Consider the following 22,731-nt stretch of genomic DNA (forward strand, 5'->3'; position numbering starts at 1 on the left):
TTCCTGGGAATAATAAGTAACAAATAGAGGAAATAAGTTACAAAAATAGCTAAATCTTATTCGAGTATTACACTAGTGTTACAGAGATTTAGCGTTAGAAATATGCTCTCGAAACTTTCATGATAGTTTTGAGAGCATATTTTTGTGCTTATTTTTAGCATATTTTATGTAATTAGGATGTAAAAAAACAAGTGTTTTTTTTATTTGCCTGTAACCTACACCTATTTTTTAGATGTTATAGTGATTACAGCAAATTAATCATACAAATAAACTTATTACCTTATAGGAGGATTTTTTAAATTATGAAAAAAACAGTATTAACTTCAACATTAGCTTTAGGATTGGGTGTAACAGGATTAGCGACAGGACATCATGCAAGTGCAGCAGAAACAACTGGAGCTGACCACGCACAATTAGCACAATTAGCACAAAATAATCCATCTCAATTAGACGCAAAACCTGTTCAAGAAGGTTCATATAATATAAGCTTTACTCAAAATGGTACAAGCTATCACTTCTCTTCAAATGGTAAGAGCTGGACTTGGGGATTTGGTGGAGGTTCTGACCAATCATCAAATAGTGAACAAGCTCAACCACAACAAAAACAACAAACTGAACAAACACAACAACCTAAACAACAACAAGCGCCTCAAACTGAACAAACACAACAAGGTGCTCAACAAACACAACAACAAGAACAACCTAAACAACAACAAGCACCTCAAACTGAACAAACACAACAAGAATCTACATCAAGTTCAAGTAATTCAAGCTCAAGTGACGACAGTGGTTCTTCAGTAAATGTTAACAGTCACTTACAACAAATTGCTCAACGTGAATCAGGTGGCGACATCCATGCTACAAATGCATCTTCAGGTGCATCAGGTAAATATCAATTCTTACAAACTACATGGGATTCAGTAGCACCTTCTCAATATCAAGGTCAACCAGCTTCATCAGCACCTGAATCAGTACAAGACGCAGCAGCTGTTAAATTATACAACTCTGCTGGTGCTTCACAATGGGTAACTGCATAATTTCAAAATAAATTATGTTCAACTCTAAAAATAAGCCTTACCTCAAGAGAGGTAGGGCTTATTTTTTGCTCAAATCATTACGCTATTAAAAAGTTTATTATTATATTTTTCATCCTTAGAAAATATAAACTTCGCACATCAAAAATAACTAGATTTATAAAAAAATAAGACTAATTTATTAGTAATTCAGCAATTTACCATTTGATTGTTTATTTTCTTTTTAGGGTAAAGGGACAATGGGTGAGGTGAATCTAATATGACGAATATTTCTTGCAAACGTATTTTACTAACTGGTTTAGCAGGTGGTTTAGTTGGTGGTATGGTTAAAATGGGTTGGGAGAGCATTGTTCCACCTAGGACCCCACAACGCGATGAAGCGCCGCCTCCAGTAACTATGATGAAAAAGTTTAAGGTACCAAATAGTATTCAAAACTATACAGTTACGTATAATGAAAATGAAATACCGCTTGCGGTAATGGGAATTCATTATGGTTTTTCTGTTGCTAATGCGTTCGCTTATGCAATGCTAGCTGAAAGATGTAATAAAATTACTTTAGGTAAAGGTTTAGTATTTGGTGTTGCTATCCACGTTATATTTCATGAATGGGTATTACCGAAATTAAAACTAACGCCTAAAGCAAATGAATTACCGATACAAGAACATGTTTCTGAACTATTAGGACACATTATTTGGATGAATAGTATTGAGTTATTCAGAAATGCAGTTAAATAATTTATTATATATAAACAGTGATTTCCTTATTTGGAATCACTGTTTTTTATTTTAATAATTAACAAGATAGACATTAATCATATTTTTGGAATATTAATACTTGTGCAATACATAATAACGTAAATTTAGGGTATAAGTTATTCATAAACTATATAGGGGGCTACTATTTTTTATGCGTTTGAATAAATTAACTGTAGTGTTTTGGGTTGCCCTAGCAATTTGTACATTATTTGTTGTTTATGGTGCAATATGGCCTAAACAATTAGAATCGGAAACTCAAGCAATTACAAATTTCATAGCAGTAAATTTTGGTTGGTATTACTTATTGTTAGTTTTAGTAATACTTATTGTATGTGTATATTTATTATTTTCTAGATATTCTTCAATTACATTGGGAGAAGAAGGTGAAGAGCCCGAGTTCTCACTTAAATCATGGTTTGCCATGTTGTTTAGTGCCGGGATGGGCATGGGACTTGTCTTTTGGACAACAGCTGAACCTATTAGCCATGCGTATACGTTAACACCGGTACACAAGGCTGGTACACAGACGGCTATTAACGATGCAATGCAGTTTGCATTTTTCCATTGGGGGATTCATGCATGGGGTGTATACGCAATCGTTGCCCTAGTGTTTGCTTATTTTAATTTTCATAAAGGCTATCCTGGTCTCGTGAGTGCCACGCTCACACCTATTTTTGGTAGTAAAATGATGAGAGGACCTATTGGTGGTGCAATCGATGTATTAGCAATAATTGCGACCGTTACAGGTGTGGCAGCGACATTAGGCTTTGGTGCACTTCAAATTAATCAAGGATTACACTTTTTATTTAGAACACCATCTAACTTTGGTATGCAGGTAGCGATTATCGTCATAGCTACAATATTATTTACTTGGTCTGCATGGTCAGGCATTGATAAAGGTATTAAAAGTTTAAGTAATATTAATATGGTGTTAGCATTTATTGTCTTACTAGGATTATTCTTAGTAGGCCCGACACTACAAATATTAAATACGTTTACAAATGCGCTTGGTGATTATATTTTCAATTTCTTCAAGATGAGTTTACGTATTCCGCAAAGTGGCGGAGAAAAATTCCAATGGGTCCAACAATGGACATTGTTCTATTGGGCATGGTGGATTTCGTGGGCACCATTCGTAGGTATCTTTATCTCACGTGTATCTCGTGGTAGAACGATTAAAGAATTTATTTTAGGTGTCTTATTTGTACCAGCACTTGTTTGTTTTATATTTTTTGCAGTATTTGGCGCTTCTGCGATTTTCGTACAACAACAAGGCATTGCCAATATTGCTAAGGAAGCAACTGAAACAGCGACATTCGCAACGTTAGAACATTTTCCATTAGGCTTTATACTGAGTATTCTAACGCTCGTTGTTATCATGATATTCTTCGTAACATCTGCGGATTCTGCGACATACGTATTAGGCATGTTAAGCTCTAAAGGTGAAATTAACCCATCAGGTATCGTGAAGGTAAGTTGGGGCATTATTTTAGCCTTATTTGCAATTATTATGATTTATACTGGCGGTACGCAATCTATTCAAAACCTATTGATTATTGCAGCTTTACCATTTTCAGTCGTCATTATCTTTATGATGTGGGCATTGTTCAAATCCCTTGCCTTAGAAAAACCACGACATCAAAAAAATAAATTTTATGTTGGTGACGAAAAATTATTACATTACCGTCAAGTGAATCAAAAGGATACAACTGACAATGCGGATAAGCAGCAATAATCAACTTAATAAGCATAATTCGTATAGGTTAGGCTGTGGCATAAGTAAATGTCACAGTTTTTTTATGCGTAATTAATTGAGTTTAGATCATTCTTAGCAGACTTAAACCATTTAGTTTGTTTTTATGTGATGTTATTTATTTTATAGCCTATTATATTGGGCATCTTTTATCGTTTGGCATACTGTGGTATGTTTTTAGAAAGCGTTAACATAAAAGGAGGAGTTATCATGGAATGGTTGAAATTGATTGGCATAGTCATTATTATCGTTGGCTTTTTACTAAAAATTGACACGATTGCAGTCGTATTAATAGCGGCAATAGTGACGGGCCTTGTGTCTGGAATGGATTTCACAGATATTTTGTCTACGTTAGGTAAAGCCTTCACAGACAATAGGTTAGTGACACTATTTTTACTCACATTACCTATGGTTGGTTTAATCGAGCGTTATGGGTTAAAACAACAAGCTTCTAAGCTTATCGGTAAGATTAATAAGGTTACAAGTGGTAGGTTAATGACCGTCTATTTAGGTGTTAGAGAACTTGCAGGATTAGCGTCTATTAGAATTGGAGGGCATCCTCAATTTGTGCGGCCATTAATTAATCCGATGGTGCAAGGTGCTTTGCGCACACGTTTTAAGTTGAACAATAAACAAGTAGATGACAAAGACGTCGAACTTATTAAAGCTCAAACTTCAGCAATGGAAAATTATGGTAATTTCTTTGGTCAAAATTTATTCGTTGGCGGCGCTGGTGTTTTATTAATGGTAGGTACATTTAAATCATTAAAAATTAATGTCGATGCGGTTGATTTGGCTTTAGCATCGGTACCAATTGCGATTATTACGTTCATTATAGTGTGGTTGAATAATATACGTATCGATCGTTATTTTCAACGTAAATATGAACAAAAAGAGGTGACGAAAGATGAGTAGTCAGACTTTAAATACCTTATTAGAAATTTTTTATGTATTAATTGGTTTACAATTGTTCTATACGTCTTACCGTACGCTAACAGCTCAAGATAATAGAAAAAAATATGGAACGTCGCTTTTTTGGATTATATTAGGTGTATTATTTATTTTTGGACCATACATACCGAATAGTATTAATGGTGTTTTGATATTATGTATGGGTGCATTAACGTTATTTAAACAAGTTGCTATTAAAAATATTGTAGATGTTACAGATAAAGAGGTAGAACAAGGTGCATCAAAATATGGCAACAAGTTATTTATTCCGGCGATTATTTTAGCAGTCGTAGCAGTCGTAGTATCCAATTGGACACCACTCGGAGGCGCAGTTGGATTAGGCGTAGCATCTATCGTAGGTATTATTGCAGCGGTAATGGTTATTAAACCTAAAGCATCATACATATTATATGATAGTGATAGACTTACGCAACAGGTCGGTACAGTAGGTATTTTGCCTCAATTTTTAGCCGCATTAGGCGTCCTATTTACGGTTAGTGGAGTAGGAAGTGTGATTTCAAAAGGGATATCGACATTTTTACCAGAAGGCAATCACTTGATAGGTGTGACGGCTTATATCTTAGGTATGGTCTTATTTACGATGTTGATGGGGAATGCATTTGCTGCGTTTACGGTTATTACGGCAAGTATTGGTATGCCGTTCGTCATTTCACAAGGAGGAGATCCAGCAATAGCTGGAGCTTTAGCTATGACAGGAGGGTTTTGTGGTACTTTATTAACACCAATGGCTGCTAACTTTAACACATTGCCTGTAGCTTTACTAGAAATGAAAGAAGAGTTTGGCGTAATAAAAGCGCAAGTACCTATTGCTATATCATTAATCATCATACATATCGTACTGATGTATTTTTGGGCATTTTAATTATAAGGAGGAGACAATTTTATGAAAATGTTAGTAGCAGCATTTGACCCATTTGGTGGAGAGAAAGTAAACCCTGCATTAGAAGCGGTAAAGCAATTAGCTGAGCAAATTGGAGAGCATGATATTACGAAACTAGAAATCCCTACCGTTTTCCATGAATCAAGAGATGTACTTGCTGAAGCTTTAGTAAAAGACAGCTATGATGCTGTATTAACAATCGGTCAAGCGGGTGGACGTTTTGAACTAACACCCGAACGTGTCGGCATCAATATTGATGATGCCCGCATCGCAGACAACAAAGGAAATCAACCTATTGATGCACAGATTCAACCACAAGGCGCTCCGGCTTACTTTTCTAATATGCCAGTAAAGGCAATGACAGAAGCAATTCAAAACGCAGGTGTGCCTGCACGTCTATCAAATACAGCCGGTACGTTTGTGTGTAATCATATCTTATATCAAATGGGTCATTTGCAAGCGACAACACATCAGAATATACTATTTGGTTTTATTCACGTACCATTTATACCTGACCAAGTCGCTACGAAACAAAATGTACCTTCAATGTCATTAGACACTATTGTGCAAGGTTTGACTGCTGCAATCAAAGCGATATCTAACTCAGATGATAGCCATGTAGCATTAGGAGAAACACATTAAATTGAATAATATGTATAAAACACGCCCTCTATTAGTAGATAATAAGGGCGTGTTAGTTATCTAAAGAGAAGATAACCCTAGCGAGAGTGGGACTACAAATTCACTTAAGAATTTATAGTCCCACTCTATTTCGTTATTCATGTCTTTAACCAGTGAGTTGATTAGTCAATTTGAATATTTGAACTTGTATCTTCTTGTTGTGTTTTAGGAAGTTTCACGTGAAGCATTCCATTATTGTAAGAAGCAGTAATATTGTCTTTATCTATATTATTAAATGAAAATTGTCTACTTACGTTACTGTAACTACGTTCGCGTTGTATAACGCGACCTGCGTCGTCGTGTTCTTCGTTTTCAACTGTTTGTTTGCCTGCAATAGTTAAAATATTGTTATCGAATTGAAGTTGTATATTGTCTTTATCCATACCAGGTAATTCTGCTTCTATTTCAAAAGCATCGTCTAATTCTGTAATATCAGTTTTTATATTTTGACTTGGGAATTGATCAAAGAATTGACGTCCAAAATCTTTAAAGAAATCACTTGGGTTCACGTCGAAAAATGAGTTGTTGAAAGGTTTCATTTCAAATGCCATAAAACATCTCTCCTTTATCTTGTGATTGGCGTATCGGCATAATAATTAGTACTTCATTATCATCTGTATTATGCCTTCTTTAACCTTACAACTATATAATAGCAAAAAGGTCAAAGAAAGTCAAAGTCAAAAACTTATTTTGACTTTTTGAGTTATTAACTGACTTTATCGATATTTAAGAAATAGTTAATGCTAGTTAATCCTAAGTTAATGTGATTTATGGAGAGGGCTTATTATGATTAAAGCATAAACTAAATTGAAAGAAGGAAATCATATGAACCTCAAAACATTAGTATTTTCAACGACTATAGCAGGAACTTTATTATTAGGCGCTTGTAACAATATGGATGATAAGAAAAGTGAGAAGGCAGAGACTAAAACAGAAATGAAAGACGAGAAGAAATCTTATGACAACACTAAAATAGAAAAAGAAGGTATGTTCAAATCTGAAAATAAAGAAAAAGTAGAAGGTAAAGCGATGATCAAAGATGGTAAATTAATGCTAACTGATTATAGTTCTTCTAAGGGCCCAGATTTACATGTTTACTTAACTAAAGGTAACAAAATTAAAGAAGGTAAAAAGATTGATGCCGTTAAACATGATGAAGCAACACAAACGTTTGACCTTGATAACATCGATGCTGAACAGTATGACACAGTAACAATATATTGTGATAAAGCACACGTTATCTTTGGATCGGCTAAATTAAAATAATATGACGGGCGGAGGAGTATTATTAATGTACATTAACAATACTTTGCTGCCCTTTTTTAGGAGTGAAAATAATTATGATAAGGGAATTGATAGTATTATTTATTCGCTTAGGTTCTGGTAGCTATATGTTATTTCAAGGTTATGAAAAACTGACTGGCGGTTTTGCGGTAGATGGACTAGTACCAGTGGTAAAAGAAAATCAAGATTCGCCATATTGGTACAAAGATTTCTTTGAATACGTTGTGGCACCTAATCTGGAATTATTTAAATGGATAATTCCTTTAGGTGAAATAGCAATAGGTTTGGCGTTGATATTAGGTGTACTGTCTTATGTAGCGAGCTTCTTTGGTGTGTTTATCATGTTAAATTATATTTTGGCTGACATGATTTTTACATACCCAACGCAACTGTTTTTCTTTATAATATTGTTAATGAATAAAGAAAAGATGAAAAAATTAAGTTTAAGTCATTTCTTAAAAAGAACAACAGGTAAGGGTTGATAAAGATGAGTCACGTGTTAATCGTAGATGATGAACAAGACATTAGAGAGATTTGTAAGACTTATTTTGAGTTTGAAGGTTATAATGTAACGACTGCTTGTGATGGCAAAGAAGCGCTGAACAAATTAAATAATGGCGTTGACTTAATCATTTTAGATATTATGATGCCAGAACTTAATGGCTATAAAGTTGTAGAACAAATGAAAGCGCAAGGGATAGATATCCCTTACATTTATTTAACGGCGAAGACGACTGAGAGTGACACTATTTATGGTTTGATGCTAGGTGCCGATGATTATGTTAAGAAACCTTTTAGTCCGAGAGAGTTAGTTATTCGTGCTAAAAATATTTTAAATAGAACGGCACAGAAACCTACCCAGAAAGATATTATTGAATGTGGGAGTTTAATACTTAATAATTCAACCAAAACAGCAGAAATTAATGGGCAAGAATTGGGATTTAGAATAAAAGAGTTTGAATTATTATGGTATTTTGCAACACATGAAACAATGGCTATTTCAAAATCAGAGCTGTTAGAGCAAGTATGGGGCTATGCGTATTATGAAGATATGAATACATTAAATGTACATATTCATCGTATCAGAGAAAAACTAGAAAGCTGTCAATTTAATGATTATACGATAACAACTGTGTGGGGGCTTGGCTATAAATTTCAAAGGAGTGTTTAACATGTCTATTCGCAAACAACTATTTTATGCATTTATTGCTTCTATACTTGTTACCACGTTATTCGTTTTTGTACTGTATAAATTAATGTGGTTTAACGTTCATCAAACGGTCATGTTAACATTAGGATCTTTTATTTCAAGTATGATTACGATGATTATAGCGATATTTTTACTAGCGCCGACGATTCAAAAAATAGAACAACTAAACATACAAACGCAACAAATCGCACAAGGTAACTTTAATATTGAATGCTTACCCATAACTTCACCGAATGAATTAAAAGAGTTGAATATATCGTTTACGAGGATGGTTGCTAAAATTCAAGAACAAATGACAGCTATCCAATTAGAACAAGATGAAAAGATAACAATGATTCAAAACTTGGCACATGATTTAAAAACACCGTTAGCAAGCATTAAATCCTATTCAGAGGGACTGAAAGACGGTGTTATTCATCATCAGCAAGATGTTGAAGCGGCTTATCGTATTTTAATTACGCAAACTGATCGTTTATCACAGATGTTCGATGACCTCACAGACTTAATAGCAGTCAATCGCATTGAAAAGCTACAAGTATCGATTAATATTGATCAATTGTTAATACCTATACTAGAAAGTTACCAACAACAATTATTAAAAGAAGCAAGAGAGTTAAAATTAAATATCAATGATACTATCTCACCATTTCAACAAGATAAGGTGGCACTTGAAAGAATCATAACTAATTTTATCGATAATGCATTGAAATTTTCTGCTAAAGGGTCGCCAATTAAAATAGATGTCGCAAGTATCGATGAAAAACAAATAGCCATTTCAGTGACTGATGAAGGTATAGGAATAAAAGAGGCACATATACCGCACGTTTTTAATCGTACCTATAGAGTAGAAGATTCTCGTAATAAAACAACTGGTGGCACAGGTTTAGGTCTCTATATTGCAAGAACGTTGACAGAACGTATAGGTGGCGAAATAAAAGTGAATAGCATATTTAGTAAGGGGACGACGATGACGCTCATCTTTCCAATACAATAATTGTGAAAAGCATCTATCTACTAGGTGCTTTTTCTCGTTAATATGAAAGAGGGTTGCATACTAAATAATTAATAGGGGACAAACTATAGAGATAAGTGATTTTTCTTGCATTATATGTAAGCGATTTCATATAGTTGGTATAAATACATAAAGTTAAGGAGCTTGCTTATGAAGGATAAAGTAATAATTGTAACTGGTGGCAGTAGCGGTATGGGTAAGGCAATGGCTAAACGATTTGTCCAAGAGGGAGCTAATGTCGTCATTACAGGGCGTACTCCAGAAAAATTAGAAACAACGAAACAAGAAATCGAACAAAGTGAAGGACAGGTATTGTGTGTGGCAATGGACGTACGTGACCCTGAAAAGGTACAGCAGACTGTCAATCAAACTCTAGATAAGTTCGGGAAAATTGATGGCTTAGTTAATAATGCCGCAGGTAATTTTATTTGTCCTGCCGAAGATTTATCTATTAATGGTTGGAATTCAGTCATTAATATCGTATTAAATGGCACGTGGTATTGCACACAAGCTGTAGGTAAGCATTGGATTGAACGAGGACATAAAGGTGTTATTGTAAATATTGTTGCGCCGTATTCATGGTCTTCTGGACCTGGAGTTATTCACTCTGCAAGTGCCAAGGCAGGCGTGTTATCAATGACACGTACGATTGCTGTAGAATGGGGTTCTAAATATGGTATACGCGCTAATGCTATTGCGCCCGGACCGATAGATAATACTGGAGGCGCTCAAAGACTGACACTTTCAGAAGATGCGCGACAACAAACATTAGATAGCGTACCTTTAAACCGCATGGGTCAACCAGAAGAAATCGCTGGATTAGCGCGCTTTTTATTTTCAGATGAAGCGAACTACATAAATGGTGATTGCATCACAATGGACGGAGGACAGTGGTTAAACCGTAATCCATTTTAGAAATGCGGATTAAAATAAAAAATAGCACCTCCATCTTAATAAAGATGGGGTGCTTTTTAGTGATTAATATTATTGGTTTACTAAATCTTTGAAGTTTTCTAAGCGTTTAGCTTTTTCTTCTTCACTAATGTCGTGTTTTTGAACGTAACGGTTTTTGTCATGTGCTGCACATTCATGCGAACAAGCACCTAAATAACGTTCTTCGTTTTCTTCAGAAACTAAAATTTGACGGTTACATTCAGGATTACTACAGTTAATATAACGTTCACATGGCGTACCATCGAACCATTCTTTACCTACAACCGTTTTATCAACTTGGTTAATTTCTACGCTAATACGTTCGTCGAAAACGTACATTTTACCGTCCCATAATTCACCTTTTGTTTCAGGGTCTTTACCGTAAGTTGCAATACCATCTTTAAGTTGGCTTACATCTTCGAAACCTTCTTTTAATAACCAACCAGAGAATTTTTCACAACGAATACCACCAGTACAATAAGTGACAATTTTTTTATCCATAAATTGTTCTTTATTTTCCTTTATCCAGTCTGGTAAGTCTCTGAATCTAGTTATGTTAGGACGGATAGCCCCTCTAAAATGACCTAAGTCATATTCATAGTCATTGCGAGCATCGATGACAATAGTATCATCTGATTGTAATGCATCTCTGAATTCAGTAGGTGATAAATATTTACCTGTTAATTCTTTAGGGTTAACGTCATCTTCAAGATCTAAAGCGACAATTTCATTGCGTGGACGAACGTGCATTTTTTTGAATGCATGACCTTCAGCTTCGTCAATTTTGAAGACGATGTCGCTGAATCTAGTATCGGCTCTCATGTGAGCGATATAATTATCAGTTACTTCTTTAGGCCCAGACACTGTACCATTGATACCTTCAGAAGATACTAAAATACGACCTTTTAAGTCGTTGTCCTTACAAAACTGTAAATGCTCAGCTGCAAAAGTTTCAGGGTCATCAATCGTTACATATTTGTAAAATAATAATACTCTATAATCCATTATTCTAACTCCTCTTAATTTTAATGTTGTTTTTAATCATTTATATAAAGTGTCTGTGTGGTTGAATGATATAAGTATCAATAATTGTATCCTGCACCCTTGATTACTTAATTGATGAAGGGGCAAAGAAATTCCATATTATATTTTAACAAAAAAGCGATAATATTCAATGTATTAATATAATTAAGTTTACTCTTTTTCCATAATATAAGAAATAGGGTGGGGAGAAAGAGTTGAGAAACTTGACGTAGAAGAAATTCATAAGAGTATAATTATAAACTTTTATCCAAATAATTACAACATTATCTTAGAGGAAAGTCTGCCGTTTGTCTGAAGTTGTAGTGCGGGGTGTCTAAAATTTCGATATTTTTAGCAAAAATTAACTGATTCTTAGAAATAATAAAAACAGACCTCCTGTATTCAAAGTAGGAGGCCTGTTTATTTTATCGAATGTCTTTGACGACTTTACCACCGATGCCTACAACTTGGATGTTGTCTGGATGTTTAAGTAAACCGATGTCGTCTAATGGATTATTATCTACCATAATAAAGTCGGCTTTTTTATTAATTTCGACCGTGCCTAGGTAGTCTTGATAGCCGAGACATTGTGCTGAGGTTTGTGTTGATGCGACGATGGCTTGCATAGGTGTCATACCGTGTTCAACCATGAGTTCTAATTCACGTAAGTTGGTACCATGTTTAAAGACGCCAGCATCTGTACCCATAGCGATTTTAACGCCGGCTTTTACTGCTTTGTTAAAACTTGTCGTATGCGCATCAATGACTTCTTTTGATTTTTGAATTGATGTTTCTGACATGCCTAATTCATCGGCAAATTCAATAACAGAAACGGGTGCTAAAAGTGTTGGTACGAGGAACATATCTTTAGCTTTCATGCCTTCAATTGCTTCATCGTCTAAATAAATACCATGTTCGATAGAGTGAATGCCTGCTTCGATACAGTTTTTCACGCCTTGTAATCCTTGAGCGTGTGCCATAACTTTACGGTTATCTCTAAATTGGGCTTCCTGTACCATCACTTTGAGTTCTTCGACAGAAAACTGCGTATAGTCTGGGTGATCGGTAGGGCTTGTAACACCACCAGTTGCATGTACTTTAATGACGTCGGCGCCAGCTTGTAACATTTGACGCACTTTCTTACGCACTTCTTCTACGCCATCGCAAATACCATTAGGTAAACCAGGATAGTCTTCTAAAAAGCTGGGCATCACAATACCTGACTTAGTGAGTTTGTCACCATGGCCACCTGTAATAGTCAAAGCATTAATACTTACTTGCATGCGTGGTCCCAGTATTAAACCGTCTTGAACAGCCTCTTTAATGCCTTGATCGGCACCTAATGCGTCACGTACTGTTGTGACACCACAATCAACGGTGCGCTTTAAATGATCTATTGCTTGATAAAAAGTATATGAAAATGGCGTAGCTAATTTTTGTCCTAGAGGCTTCATTTCTTCCATAAGATGTACGTGACTATCTATCATGCCGGGCAATATGTATTTACCTTGTCCATCAATGACTTCATTGTCCTCAACATTAAGGTTTGAGCCAATCGCAGCAAATTCATCATCTTGAATATGCACGTCTACGTTACTTTGTACCTCGCGTCCTGTTCCGTCTATCAAATTAATATTTTTAATTAACATTGTAACCCTCCATTTGTTATTTCATAAAGTTCATTAATATACCAGTTAAAATAACCGAAGCTACGGTTACGGAAGTAAAGCCACCGATTAACATTGGACTTAATAGTTCCTTGAACAGTGCTTCGCGTTCTTTTTTATTTTTAGCCATCGTACGGCTCACTTCTTCACATAACATAAAGTCCCCAGGGAAACCGTATAAGGCAGTTAATGCTACTGGCAAAGCCTTACTGTAACGCCAACCGATAAGTTTAGCGGCAATTGAACCACCGATTAAAATGCCAGTTGTACCAATCAATAATATAAGCAGAATAGCTGGCAGGTGATGCCATAGATCATGAGGTGTTACGTCACCCATAGAACCGATAACGATTAACATAATCATCACGATAATGAGTGAGAATGACTTGTTCTTCTCTAACTCTGCTTGTTGGAATAGGCCCAGTTTTAAACCGATAACACCAAAGGCTAAACTAATCAATGAATAATGAATATGTGTAACTTCACCAAGTAAAAATGCCAAACTTGCTAATACGAACATAATAAACAAACGTAATATGTCATTTTGTAAGATAGGAAAACGATCGTGTATAGATTGAGATTGTTGTCCTTCTTCTACTGTCGCAGCTTCTTCAGTTGAGTTAAATTCATTTTCCAAATAGTGTTTGCTGTAACGTTTCATAATGATTGAACTTAAAGGCAAACCAATAACACCTTGTAAACCCTGTACTAAAGCAGGTAAGACGATTAAATAACTTAAATGTAATTCCTTTAATTTGTCGATGGTAATTAATAGCGCTACTATACCACCTGAAATGGGCCCCACACCTGATGCAGCGATACGGAAACCATAAACGAGTGACACGATAATTAGAATAGCTACCGTAGAGCCAATAATGCCAAAAATTGAAATCACAACGGCTTTCCATTGTTTCTTTAATGTTGCTAGAGGCATCATTGTCCCCATATGCATAATTGCTGGTGCAATAGCTAGAGCTCCCAATGACGGTATCACAGCCGAATCTAAGATATTTTTAGGAAATACGCCAAACCATTTGAGCAGTAGAAAGCTGACCATTGCCGTCAGTAGCATCGGGATCCTTGCCTTAGACAAGGTCGAAATAACTTCCCCAAGTGCAATTAGCGCAAATAACGCAGTTGCAGAAATAATCGGTTCACTCCACATAAAACTTCCCCTCCCCAAATGAGTTAATAAGTATCATAGCACTTATAAAGTAAGTTGTTAACATTAAATTGAGAATTTTCAGAAAATATATTTTGAATACGATATTTTAATTATTATTAGGAAAGTCCAATATTTGTATATGAGGAAATGCAAAAGTGGAAGGCTCTACTTTTTAAATATAATCATCATTGTTTCGGCATATTGTTAGAAAAATTATAATTGTGTTTAATTGGCTTTATGTAGCAGTTCAAATGAAATATTTAAATTGTAATTTAATGGATTTATTATAAAAATTTATTCAATACCTATTGTATTTAATATAGAGGATGATAGAATTAAATTATTGAAAATGATTATCAATGTCATTATCAACTAGTTTTTAGCATTTCTCCGAAAGGTTATAGGTAAGTCATTATGAAATTCTTCTTCAGTAGTACTTTTTTATTTATTATTTTATTGTTAATAACCATACTTTCTCTTTTTATTGGCGTAAGTAAAATATCAATCACCGATATATTCCACTTAACCAAAGAGCAAACCAATATTATTATTTCTAGCCGTATACCTAGGACAGTAAGCATATTAATTTCTGGCAGCACTTTAGCGCTTGCAGGGTTGATTATGCAACAAATGATGCAAAATAAATTTGTTAGTCCTACGACGGCAGGGACGATGGAATGGGCGAAATTGGGCATTCTGATATCGATGATATTTTTTCCACAAGAAAACATTCTTATTAAATTGATCTTTGCTGTAGGTTTAAGTATTTGTGGTACTTTCTTGTTTGTGAAATTAGTTCAATATATTCGTTTTACAGACGTCATTTTCATTCCTTTGCTAGGTATTATGCTTGGTGGTATCGTCTCTAGTTTAGCAACTTTCGTAGCCTTACAAACGAATACTGTTCAAAGTATTGGTAATTGGTTAAATGGTAACTTTGCGATTATTACTAGTGGCAGATATGAAATATTATACTTAAGCATTCCATTATTATTTCTTACATATATATTTGCAAATCATTTTACGATTGCCGGAATGGGAAAAGATTTTAGCAGTAACTTAGGCGTTAATTACGAAAAAATAGTGAACATTGGATTATTTATTTCGTCTGTAATTACAGCACTGGTTGTAGTTACGGTTGGTACATTGCCTTTTTTAGGTTTAATTGTTCCCAATATCGTATCCATTTTCAAGGGGGATAACTTGAAGAATGCATTACCACAAACGGCACTATTAGGGGCAATATTTGTCATGTTTTCGGACATAATTGGCAGAGTTATTGTATATCCGTATGAAATTAATATCGGATTAACAATAGGCGTCTTTGGGACTATAATTTTTTTAATCTTGCTGATGAAAGGGCGACACAATTATGCAAATTAGTGACAAAACAAAATTGCTCATATTGGTGCTCTTAACGGTAATAGTCGGTGGACTTTATCTCATCGTAGGTATCAACTTTGATATTTTCCAATATCAGTTTTTTAGTCGCTTAAGAAAATTAAGTTTGATGCTATTAGTTGGAGCAGCTATTGCATCATCAGTCGTCATCTTTCAAGCGATTACTAACAACAGATTATTAACGCCGTCTATTATTGGTCTAGATGCTATTTATATGTTTGTCAAAGTTTTGGTTGTTTTTGTGTTTGGCGTGCAGTCAGTGTTAGTGACAAATACATATTATAGCTTTGCGATTACGTTAATTGTCATGATTGCTTTTTCATTAATACTCTTCCAAGGCATTTTTAGCATGGCTAACGTATCAGTTTACTTTATATTACTTATCGGTGTTGTATTAGGTACTTTCTTTAGAAGTTTAACAGGATTTTTAGAGTTAATTATCAACCCAGAAGATTTTCTAGCCGTGCAAAGTTCTATGTTTGCGAACTTTGATGCCTCTAATAGCAAATTGATGTTGTTATGTACGGTTATACTCATTATTTTGGTTTTAATTACCGTGCTTTTTTTACCTTATTTAGATGTATTGCTATTAGGCAGAAGTCAGGCGATTAATTTAGGTATCTCTTACCAAACTATGACGCGCTTATTACTTATACTTGTAGCGATACTTGTTTCTGTGTCGACCGCGCTAGTCGGGCCAATTACATTTTTAGGATTATTAACAGTTAACCTTGCCCGTGAAATGTTGCATACCTTTAAGCATAAATATATCTTACCGGCGACGATTTGTATTAGTTGGTTAAGTTTATTTATCGCACAAGGCGTAGTGGAAAACCTATTTGAAGCAACGACGCAAGTCAGTATTATTATTGATTTAGTCGGAGGTAGCTACTTCATTTACCTATTAATAAAAAGGAGGCATACAAATTGATTAGTATTCAGGGACTGAATAAAACGATTCAAGATAAATCGATTTTAAAAGATATCAACGTCGATATTAAAAAGGGACGTCTAACTTCTATGATTGGCCCTAACGGTGCTGGTAAAAGTACATTACTATCGATTATTACACGTCTTACAGAGTCGGATGATGGTGATGTAAAAATAGAGGATAAATCGATTAATGATTATAAAAGTAATGAATTAGCTAAAAAGTTATCCATTCTAAAGCAAACCAATCACACAGAATTGAATATTACTGTAGAGCAATTAGTCGAATTTGGACGTTTTCCATATTCTAAAGGGCGTTTGAAAAAGGAAGATAAAGAACAAGTAGAATATGCACTCGAAATCTTGCAACTACAAGAAATTAGAGATCGCTATTTAAAAACATTGTCCGGCGGTCAAAGGCAACGTGCCTATCTTGCAATGACAATCGCTCAAAACACAGATTACATCTTATTGGATGAACCATTAAATAATTTAGATATGAAACATTCCGTGCAAATTATGCAAACTTTGCGCCAACTCGCAAAATCATTGAATAAAACAATTATTGTTGTTATCCATGATATTAATTTTGCTTCATGTTATTCAGACGACATTATTGCTCTCAAAGAAGGTGAAATTATCGAAGCGAGTACGAAGGACGACGTCATTCAATCAAACGTCTTGAATACCTTATATGACATGGAAGTCCGTATTGAAGAAGTGAGTGGTCAACGTATATGTATTTACTTTGATGAAACGTCAGTTAACGAAACACCAATTTTAGCTCAAACCATCTAGAATTAACAGTGAATTTTGAAGGGAGTGAGGCCACTTTAAATTTATAACAAGTTTAGGGTGTATATATGGGGGACAATTTAAAAAATTATAGAGGAGTTTAGATATGAAAAAATATGCTTTAATACTAATTGTAGGTTTAATGTTTTTATTAGCAGCTTGTAACAATGGAAAATCAGATGAGAATAAATCGACGAAGTCCGAATCAAAAAATGAAACGGTAAAAATCGAGAATAACTACCAAGCAGGTGGCGAGAAAAAAGACGGTAGCGATGCAAAAAATGTCAAAGAAACTGTTGAAGTACCTAAAAATCCTAAGAACGCAGTTGTTTTTGATTATGGGGCATTAGACACATTGAAAGAATTAGGTCTTGAAGATAAAGTTAAGGGCGTTCCAAAAGGCGAAGGTAGCAAGTCTCTACCAGACTTCTTAAGTGACTTTAAAGATGATAAATACATAAACACTGGTAACTTAAAAGAAGTTAATTTTGACAAAGTAGCAGAAGCAAAACCTGAAGTCATTTTCATTTCTGGTCGTGTAGCAAATCAAAAAAATCTTGATGAATTCAAAAAAGCAGCACCAAAAGCTAAAATTGTATACGTTGGTCCAGATGAAAAATCTAGTGTAGATTCAATGAAAGACAGCGCGAAAAAATTAGGACAAATTTATGATAAAGAAGATAAAGTTAAATCTTTAAATAAAAAATTAGACGATAAAATTGCTGGCATCAAAGACAAAACTGAAAAATTAAAAGACAATAAAGCAATGTTCTTATTAGTGAACGAAGGTGAATTATCTACATTTGGTCCTGGACAACGTTTCGGTTCTGCTATCTTTGATACTATGGGCTTCAAACCTGCTGACAGCAAAATTAAAGGCAGCACACACGGCCAAAACGTAACAAATGAATATGTTGCACAAAAAAATCCAAGTATCATCTTTGCGATGGACCGTGGTCAAGTAGTTGGTGGTAAATCAACAGCTAAGAAAACATTAAGCAACGACGTTATTAAAAATGTAGACGCAGTGAAAAACAACAAAATTATTGAATTAGATCCAAAACTTTGGTACTTCTCAACTGGTTCAACAACAGTATTAATGAAACAAATTGATGAAGTACAAAAAGCACTAGATAAAAAATAATAGTACCAAGTATCTCTAATAGGTACACATAAATGAATGAACACCCTGCAAATTGTCTAGTGGTTAAGACAAATGTAGGGTGTTTATTATTACTTAGCGGCACATTCCAGACAATATAAGTGATTGTCTTGATGAACGCCATTCAAGAAGCCATCCATACAATATACATTTTTATGACACTGTTCACATTGACCGATTAATTCTTTCGTATTAACAACTATATATGAATCGTTTATTTGAAGGTTTTGTGAATATTAATAATAAATATTATGAATTTTGAAGTAAAATATAGCTAATCCGGTTGAAAGCAACTCATTTCAGTATTATAAAGAAATTAAGTTGCTATTTAATTAACGATTGTCGACAAAAATTTAACTAAAGGAGTTAATAATAATGAACAAAAGATACGTTAAAGTATTTGTGCTTTATACTCTATGTAATGTGATTTCACAAACGCTTACGAAAAGTTTTAAAGTTAAACAATCTCTATCACAAATAGTGATGGGGTATACGTTATTTGCACTAGGGCTTAAATACATGACCTATTTAAAAATGGATAAAAAATAATATAAATGAAGAGGCACAATCACAATAATTAGACTGTGCCTTTATTTATTTTCTAATATTTCTTTTAGCACGACTGCTTGATTGTGTTCCGTATCCTTTGCGGCATATAGCAACACAATATCATTATTCGAACGCGCAATCTCTTTTAATTCATCGAGTGCCTCTATTTGGTTCTTGTTTTCGCGTAATTCTTTTTCATATTTCTCTCTAAACGTAGCAAAAAGTTTTGGATCATGATTAAACCATTTTCGTAATTCACTCGTCGGCGCTACTTCTTTCAACCAGTAATCCAAGTTCGCATCTTGCTTAGAAATACCTCTCGGCCAAACTCTGTCCACAAGAATACGCGTACCTTTATCATCCTTTGCATCATATATACGATTAATAGTTAACGTCATTATTTATCACCCTCTACAAAGATATTACCCGGAAAATAATTAAATTAAAGGGAAAAGAAGCAAATGATAAAAATTGCCGAACTTTAGCCTTTGCTCAATAATTCCTAATAGTTATAGAGGGAATAATCAATCGAAGGATATAAACCGCAAACGAACAGAGTGGCTGAAATAATTCTAGCATTTTGAGTAGTATTCTTGATGAATTATTTAGAATCGTTTTTAGTGGTTAAGATGCTACTTTTAATAATAAAAAAGGGTAGTGAAATTACGTGTCTTGGAGTAAGTGTTATCTTAGTATGTATAGTTAGTTTAATCCTAAGTTGTATTATTAATAAAAAGTGTGGTTATAGATATACTACTTGTTGTAGGTGGTATCTTAAACTTCGTTTTATTTAGTTTCTTCTGGGTTTTGTCAGGCATCTTAATTGTAGTGGCAGACATTTTAGCTTTAATAAGAAAATAAAAAGTTAGGATTCAAGGTTAATATAACCTTGAACTCTTTTTTGTTTACACGATTTTTTTAATTTAATTTTATAAAAAGTGAACTTAGTAATCAGATAATACGTATGTTTTAATGAGTAGAATAAAAAGGGGGCCTTACGCATTTAAATTTATTGCATGATAGACAGTTGCTTTTTTTAGCGTAAGAATTAGAAATTTTAACAACATGACTTATGCATAATAAAAAATTGAAAAGGGGTGCGGATTTATGAGTAATAAATTATTACTATTTTCATCTTCAGCATTAGCGACAGGTTTACTATTAGGTTTAGGGACAGGTAATGCAGCTCACGCCGATACTGGAGCAAATAACAATATGAACCACAAAGACATGTCAATGAACCAAGGCAATATGAATAACACGAACAACAATATGAACCATAAAGATATGTCAATGAACCAAGGCAATATGAATAACACGAACAACAATATGAACCATAAGGATATGTCAATGAACCAAGGCAATATGGGTAACATGAATAATATGGATCAGAAAGACATGTCAATGAATCAAGGCAATATGGGTAACATGAACAACAATATGAACCATAAAGATATGTCAATGAACCAAGGCAATATGAATAACATGAACAACAATATGAATCAGAAAGACATGTCAATGAACCAAGGCAATATGGGTAACATGAATAATATGGATCAGAAAGACATGTCAATGAACCAAGGCATGGATAAGATGACTCAAAAAACTATGATGCCATATTATAATTACAACGGTTATACAACGTATGACGGTCAATTCACTCAAGATTATGATTTTGTAAGAGCATTGAAATACGATAATGTCATGATTGACGGTTACAAAGTGAATTCAGGAGCTACTGACAAAGATGTTGCTTCTAGTAAACACGTTTATGACACAAAGGTAGATATGAATAAAGATGGGCAAGTAGTGCATATATCATTTAATACAAAAGCCCATACAGTAAGTAAAGATATGTTCAAAAAAGCGCATATGTCTAATCATATGTCCGATGAAGGTAATACAGATAATGGATCATATATCACTTACAAAACGAACAACGGTATGTATAAAGCATACTTCGATGACCAAGGTCATCTAATGAAAGTTATGATTGGTTAATATATAACAAAAAAGAGTCTCGAATGAGGCTCTTTTTTAATGCATTATTTTAATGTAGATATGATAGTAACTTATTTATATAATCTTGATCGTCATGCCCGTATTTTTTTCCTTTGTAATTTTGTGGTTCATTGATGCCAGTAAGTAAAATAATTTCTTTTTCTTTATCTGTTGCATATAAAAGGCCACTAATGCCTTCTTTTCGAGAAGAACTTTTTAAAACATCATAGGTTTTATAACTTGAAGGCAAATTTTGTATCATGACACTAATGATTGTTTCAGGTTCTACAAAACCTACCTGTTCAGCAGCAAGCATTAATTTATTAATACCTTTGGGCAAATTAGACACGGTTCTTTTTATTTTATCAAAACCTCTAAGACCTATACCTGTAACCATTGCATTTAAATCTCTTCCTATATTTTCACTGTAATTTAAAGCGTTATTAATCGACGCTTCAATTGCTGAAGAAGTATGAGCAAAATCTAAAATAATCATATAATTGTTTATTTCAATAATTTGAAAGCGATGTAATGGTGGGTCAATCATTATTGCAGCTTCAGTAAGTTGTTTCATGTCGTAATTTAATTTATGCAAAGCAAATATGCTTGTGGCTAGATTTATATAATTATGATGGCCTTTAAAATTAGGAGTAACAACAAATTGTGATTCATCAACCACAAAGTTAATTTCGTTATGACTCACTTTATATTGATAATATATGTCTTGATATTCTGAAAAGTGGCGATGATCTTCCATAATAGAGTGATATTCAGCTGTATCGAAATTAATTAAATTTAATGAACTTAGATCAGCTAATCTTAATTTAGCAGATAGATAATCTTCAATATTACCGTGATAATCTAAATGTTCTGGGCTGAAATTAGTAAAAACAGCTAAGTCATTGTGGATAAAATCTGTACGTCTTTGATCTAATGCAATTGAAGTAGCTTCATAAACGATATAGTTATATTCTTTTTTATAAAAGTAATTTATAATCTCGGCCATCTCAAAGTACATCGGTGTAGTTTGGGTTGTATGATTAAAACTTAGCTTATTATAATTACAATCATATACACCCATTGTGCCAATTATTGCTACTTTTTCTCCAAGTTTTGTGAGTAAATTCGCAATCATATGAGTCGTTGTTGTCTTTCCGTTTGTCCCTGTGACTGCAATGAATTTCATATTGTCAATCGCTGGTGTATAAAATAATTTGACCAAGTTATTCGCAACTTCGGGAAAATCATTTATATAAATAATAGGGGTACTGGTCTCATGGTGACTAAATATAGCAGGTGTGACATCTGTAATTATGAGTAAAGGATTCATTTGATAGGCGCACTGAGCGTAATAATCCGCGTTGGCTGAATCTTTTAATATAAAAACAGTATCTTGCTCTATATCCTGATACATAGAAGTAATCTTTTGGCAAACTGTACCCGTATTTATTTTTAAACTTTCAAAGCTCTGTAGTGTATTTTGCTCAATGTTTAAAAGAATATCTTTAATAGTAATTTCCAT

The 22,731-nt window shown here is 34.0% G+C and carries 23 protein-coding genes; 17 read left to right on the plus strand and 6 right to left on the minus strand.

Features of this window, described 5'->3' with window-relative positions:
* Positions 1-302: 302 nt before the first annotated feature.
* The 6 genes from ISP02_RS00790 (at position 303) to pcp (ending at position 6,038) form a co-directional block, all read left to right on the plus strand.
* Positions 303-1,037: a transglycosylase family protein gene (locus tag ISP02_RS00790; protein ID WP_195719770.1), complete on the plus strand. Its 735-nt coding sequence runs from the start codon at positions 303-305 to the stop codon at positions 1,035-1,037.
* Between the two features lie 256 nt (positions 1,038-1,293).
* Positions 1,294-1,770 (plus strand): DUF1440 domain-containing protein, encoded by a 477-nt coding sequence (locus ISP02_RS00795; protein ID WP_195719771.1) that lies wholly within the window; start codon positions 1,294-1,296, stop codon positions 1,768-1,770.
* A gap of 172 nt (positions 1,771-1,942) precedes the next feature.
* Positions 1,943-3,526 (plus strand): BCCT family transporter, encoded by a 1,584-nt coding sequence (locus ISP02_RS00800; protein ID WP_195719772.1) that lies wholly within the window; start codon positions 1,943-1,945, stop codon positions 3,524-3,526.
* A 228-nt stretch (positions 3,527-3,754) separates the two neighbouring features.
* A complete protein-coding gene (locus ISP02_RS00805) occupies positions 3,755-4,459 on the plus strand; it encodes a DUF969 domain-containing protein (protein WP_195719773.1) in 705 nt (234 codons plus the stop codon).
* Positions 4,452-5,378, plus strand: coding sequence for a DUF979 domain-containing protein (locus ISP02_RS00810; RefSeq protein WP_195719774.1), 927 nt, complete (start codon positions 4,452-4,454; stop codon positions 5,376-5,378). Before ISP02_RS00805 ends, ISP02_RS00810 begins: the two co-directional genes overlap by 8 nt.
* 21 nt (positions 5,379-5,399) lie before the next feature.
* Positions 5,400-6,038 carry a pyroglutamyl-peptidase I gene (pcp, locus tag ISP02_RS00815; protein WP_195719775.1) on the plus strand — a complete coding sequence of 213 codons (639 nt, stop codon included), beginning with the start codon at positions 5,400-5,402 and terminating at the stop codon, positions 6,036-6,038.
* Positions 6,039-6,199: 161 nt separating this feature from the next.
* Here pcp and ISP02_RS00820 read toward each other — a convergent pair whose 3' ends face one another.
* Complete coding sequence (locus ISP02_RS00820; RefSeq protein ID WP_195719776.1) at positions 6,200-6,628, minus strand: Hsp20/alpha crystallin family protein; 429 nt, start codon at positions 6,626-6,628, stop codon at positions 6,200-6,202.
* A gap of 274 nt (positions 6,629-6,902) precedes the next feature.
* Between ISP02_RS00820 and ISP02_RS00825 the strand changes: the two genes are divergently transcribed.
* From ISP02_RS00825 to fadH, 5 genes are all read left to right on the plus strand, one after another.
* Complete coding sequence (locus ISP02_RS00825; RefSeq protein WP_195719777.1) at positions 6,903-7,343, plus strand: DM13 domain-containing protein; 441 nt, start codon at positions 6,903-6,905, stop codon at positions 7,341-7,343.
* 74 nt (positions 7,344-7,417) lie between these two features.
* Entirely contained in the window at positions 7,418-7,843 is a 426-nt protein-coding gene (locus tag ISP02_RS00830; RefSeq protein ID WP_195719778.1) for a DoxX family protein, read from the plus strand.
* Positions 7,844-7,848: 5 nt separating this feature from the next.
* Positions 7,849-8,532 carry a response regulator transcription factor gene (locus ISP02_RS00835; protein ID WP_195719779.1) on the plus strand — a complete coding sequence of 228 codons (684 nt, stop codon included), beginning with the start codon at positions 7,849-7,851 and terminating at the stop codon, positions 8,530-8,532.
* 1 nt (position 8,533) lies between these two features.
* Entirely contained in the window at positions 8,534-9,565 is a 1,032-nt protein-coding gene (locus tag ISP02_RS00840) for a sensor histidine kinase (protein WP_195719780.1), read from the plus strand.
* Between the two features lie 168 nt (positions 9,566-9,733).
* Positions 9,734-10,498, plus strand: coding sequence for a 2,4-dienoyl-CoA reductase (fadH, locus tag ISP02_RS00845; RefSeq protein ID WP_195719781.1), 765 nt, complete (start codon positions 9,734-9,736; stop codon positions 10,496-10,498).
* Between the two features lie 69 nt (positions 10,499-10,567).
* Here fadH and trhO read toward each other — a convergent pair whose 3' ends face one another.
* The 3 genes from trhO to ISP02_RS00860 all read right to left on the minus strand — a co-directional run bounded on the left by trhO (position 10,568) and on the right by ISP02_RS00860 (position 14,371).
* The gene (gene trhO, locus ISP02_RS00850) at positions 10,568-11,521 is read right to left on the minus strand and encodes an oxygen-dependent tRNA uridine(34) hydroxylase TrhO (RefSeq protein ID WP_195719782.1); all 954 of its coding nucleotides are present in this window, start codon (positions 11,519-11,521) and stop codon (positions 10,568-10,570) included.
* Between the two features lie 443 nt (positions 11,522-11,964).
* Positions 11,965-13,188: a metal-dependent hydrolase family protein gene (locus ISP02_RS00855; protein WP_195719783.1), complete on the minus strand. Its 1,224-nt coding sequence runs from the start codon at positions 13,186-13,188 to the stop codon at positions 11,965-11,967.
* Between the two features lie 16 nt (positions 13,189-13,204).
* Positions 13,205-14,371 carry a hypothetical protein gene (locus tag ISP02_RS00860; protein WP_195719784.1) on the minus strand — a complete coding sequence of 389 codons (1,167 nt, stop codon included), beginning with the start codon at positions 14,369-14,371 and terminating at the stop codon, positions 13,205-13,207.
* Positions 14,372-14,785: 414 nt separating this feature from the next.
* On the opposite strand from ISP02_RS00860, the gene ISP02_RS00865 reads away from it, so the two are divergent.
* The 5 genes from ISP02_RS00865 to ISP02_RS00885 all read left to right on the plus strand — a co-directional run bounded on the left by ISP02_RS00865 (position 14,786) and on the right by ISP02_RS00885 (position 19,208).
* Positions 14,786-15,754: an ABC transporter permease gene (locus ISP02_RS00865; protein WP_195719785.1), complete on the plus strand. Its 969-nt coding sequence runs from the start codon at positions 14,786-14,788 to the stop codon at positions 15,752-15,754.
* Positions 15,744-16,703 carry an iron chelate uptake ABC transporter family permease subunit gene (locus tag ISP02_RS00870; RefSeq protein ID WP_195719786.1) on the plus strand — a complete coding sequence of 320 codons (960 nt, stop codon included), beginning with the start codon at positions 15,744-15,746 and terminating at the stop codon, positions 16,701-16,703. The genes ISP02_RS00865 and ISP02_RS00870 overlap by 11 nt, the downstream gene beginning before the upstream one ends.
* A complete protein-coding gene (locus tag ISP02_RS00875) occupies positions 16,700-17,500 on the plus strand; it encodes an iron ABC transporter ATP-binding protein (protein ID WP_195719787.1) in 801 nt (266 codons plus the stop codon). The genes ISP02_RS00870 and ISP02_RS00875 overlap by 4 nt, the downstream gene beginning before the upstream one ends.
* A 103-nt stretch (positions 17,501-17,603) precedes the next feature.
* Positions 17,604-18,641: a ferrated catecholamine ABC transporter substrate-binding lipoprotein SstD gene (locus tag ISP02_RS00880; RefSeq protein WP_195719788.1), complete on the plus strand. Its 1,038-nt coding sequence runs from the start codon at positions 17,604-17,606 to the stop codon at positions 18,639-18,641.
* 393 nt (positions 18,642-19,034) lie between these two features.
* On the plus strand, positions 19,035-19,208 hold the full coding sequence (locus tag ISP02_RS00885) for a hypothetical protein (protein WP_208455759.1): 174 nt from the start codon (positions 19,035-19,037) through the stop codon (positions 19,206-19,208).
* A 41-nt stretch (positions 19,209-19,249) separates the two neighbouring features.
* Here ISP02_RS00885 and ISP02_RS00890 read toward each other — a convergent pair whose 3' ends face one another.
* Positions 19,250-19,606: a DUF488 domain-containing protein gene (locus ISP02_RS00890; RefSeq protein ID WP_195719789.1), complete on the minus strand. Its 357-nt coding sequence runs from the start codon at positions 19,604-19,606 to the stop codon at positions 19,250-19,252.
* Between the two features lie 709 nt (positions 19,607-20,315).
* Here ISP02_RS00890 and isaB point away from each other — a divergent pair.
* Positions 20,316-21,209 carry an immunodominant staphylococcal antigen IsaB family protein gene (gene isaB / locus ISP02_RS00895; protein ID WP_195719790.1) on the plus strand — a complete coding sequence of 298 codons (894 nt, stop codon included), beginning with the start codon at positions 20,316-20,318 and terminating at the stop codon, positions 21,207-21,209.
* 49 nt (positions 21,210-21,258) lie between these two features.
* On the opposite strand, the gene ISP02_RS00900 is transcribed toward isaB, so the two are convergent.
* Entirely contained in the window at positions 21,259-22,731 is a 1,473-nt protein-coding gene (locus ISP02_RS00900; RefSeq protein WP_195719791.1) for a Mur ligase family protein, read from the minus strand.

The sequence above is a fragment of the Staphylococcus durrellii genome, from assembly GCF_015594545.1.
In the GTDB taxonomy this organism is placed as follows: domain Bacteria; phylum Bacillota; class Bacilli; order Staphylococcales; family Staphylococcaceae; genus Staphylococcus; species Staphylococcus durrellii.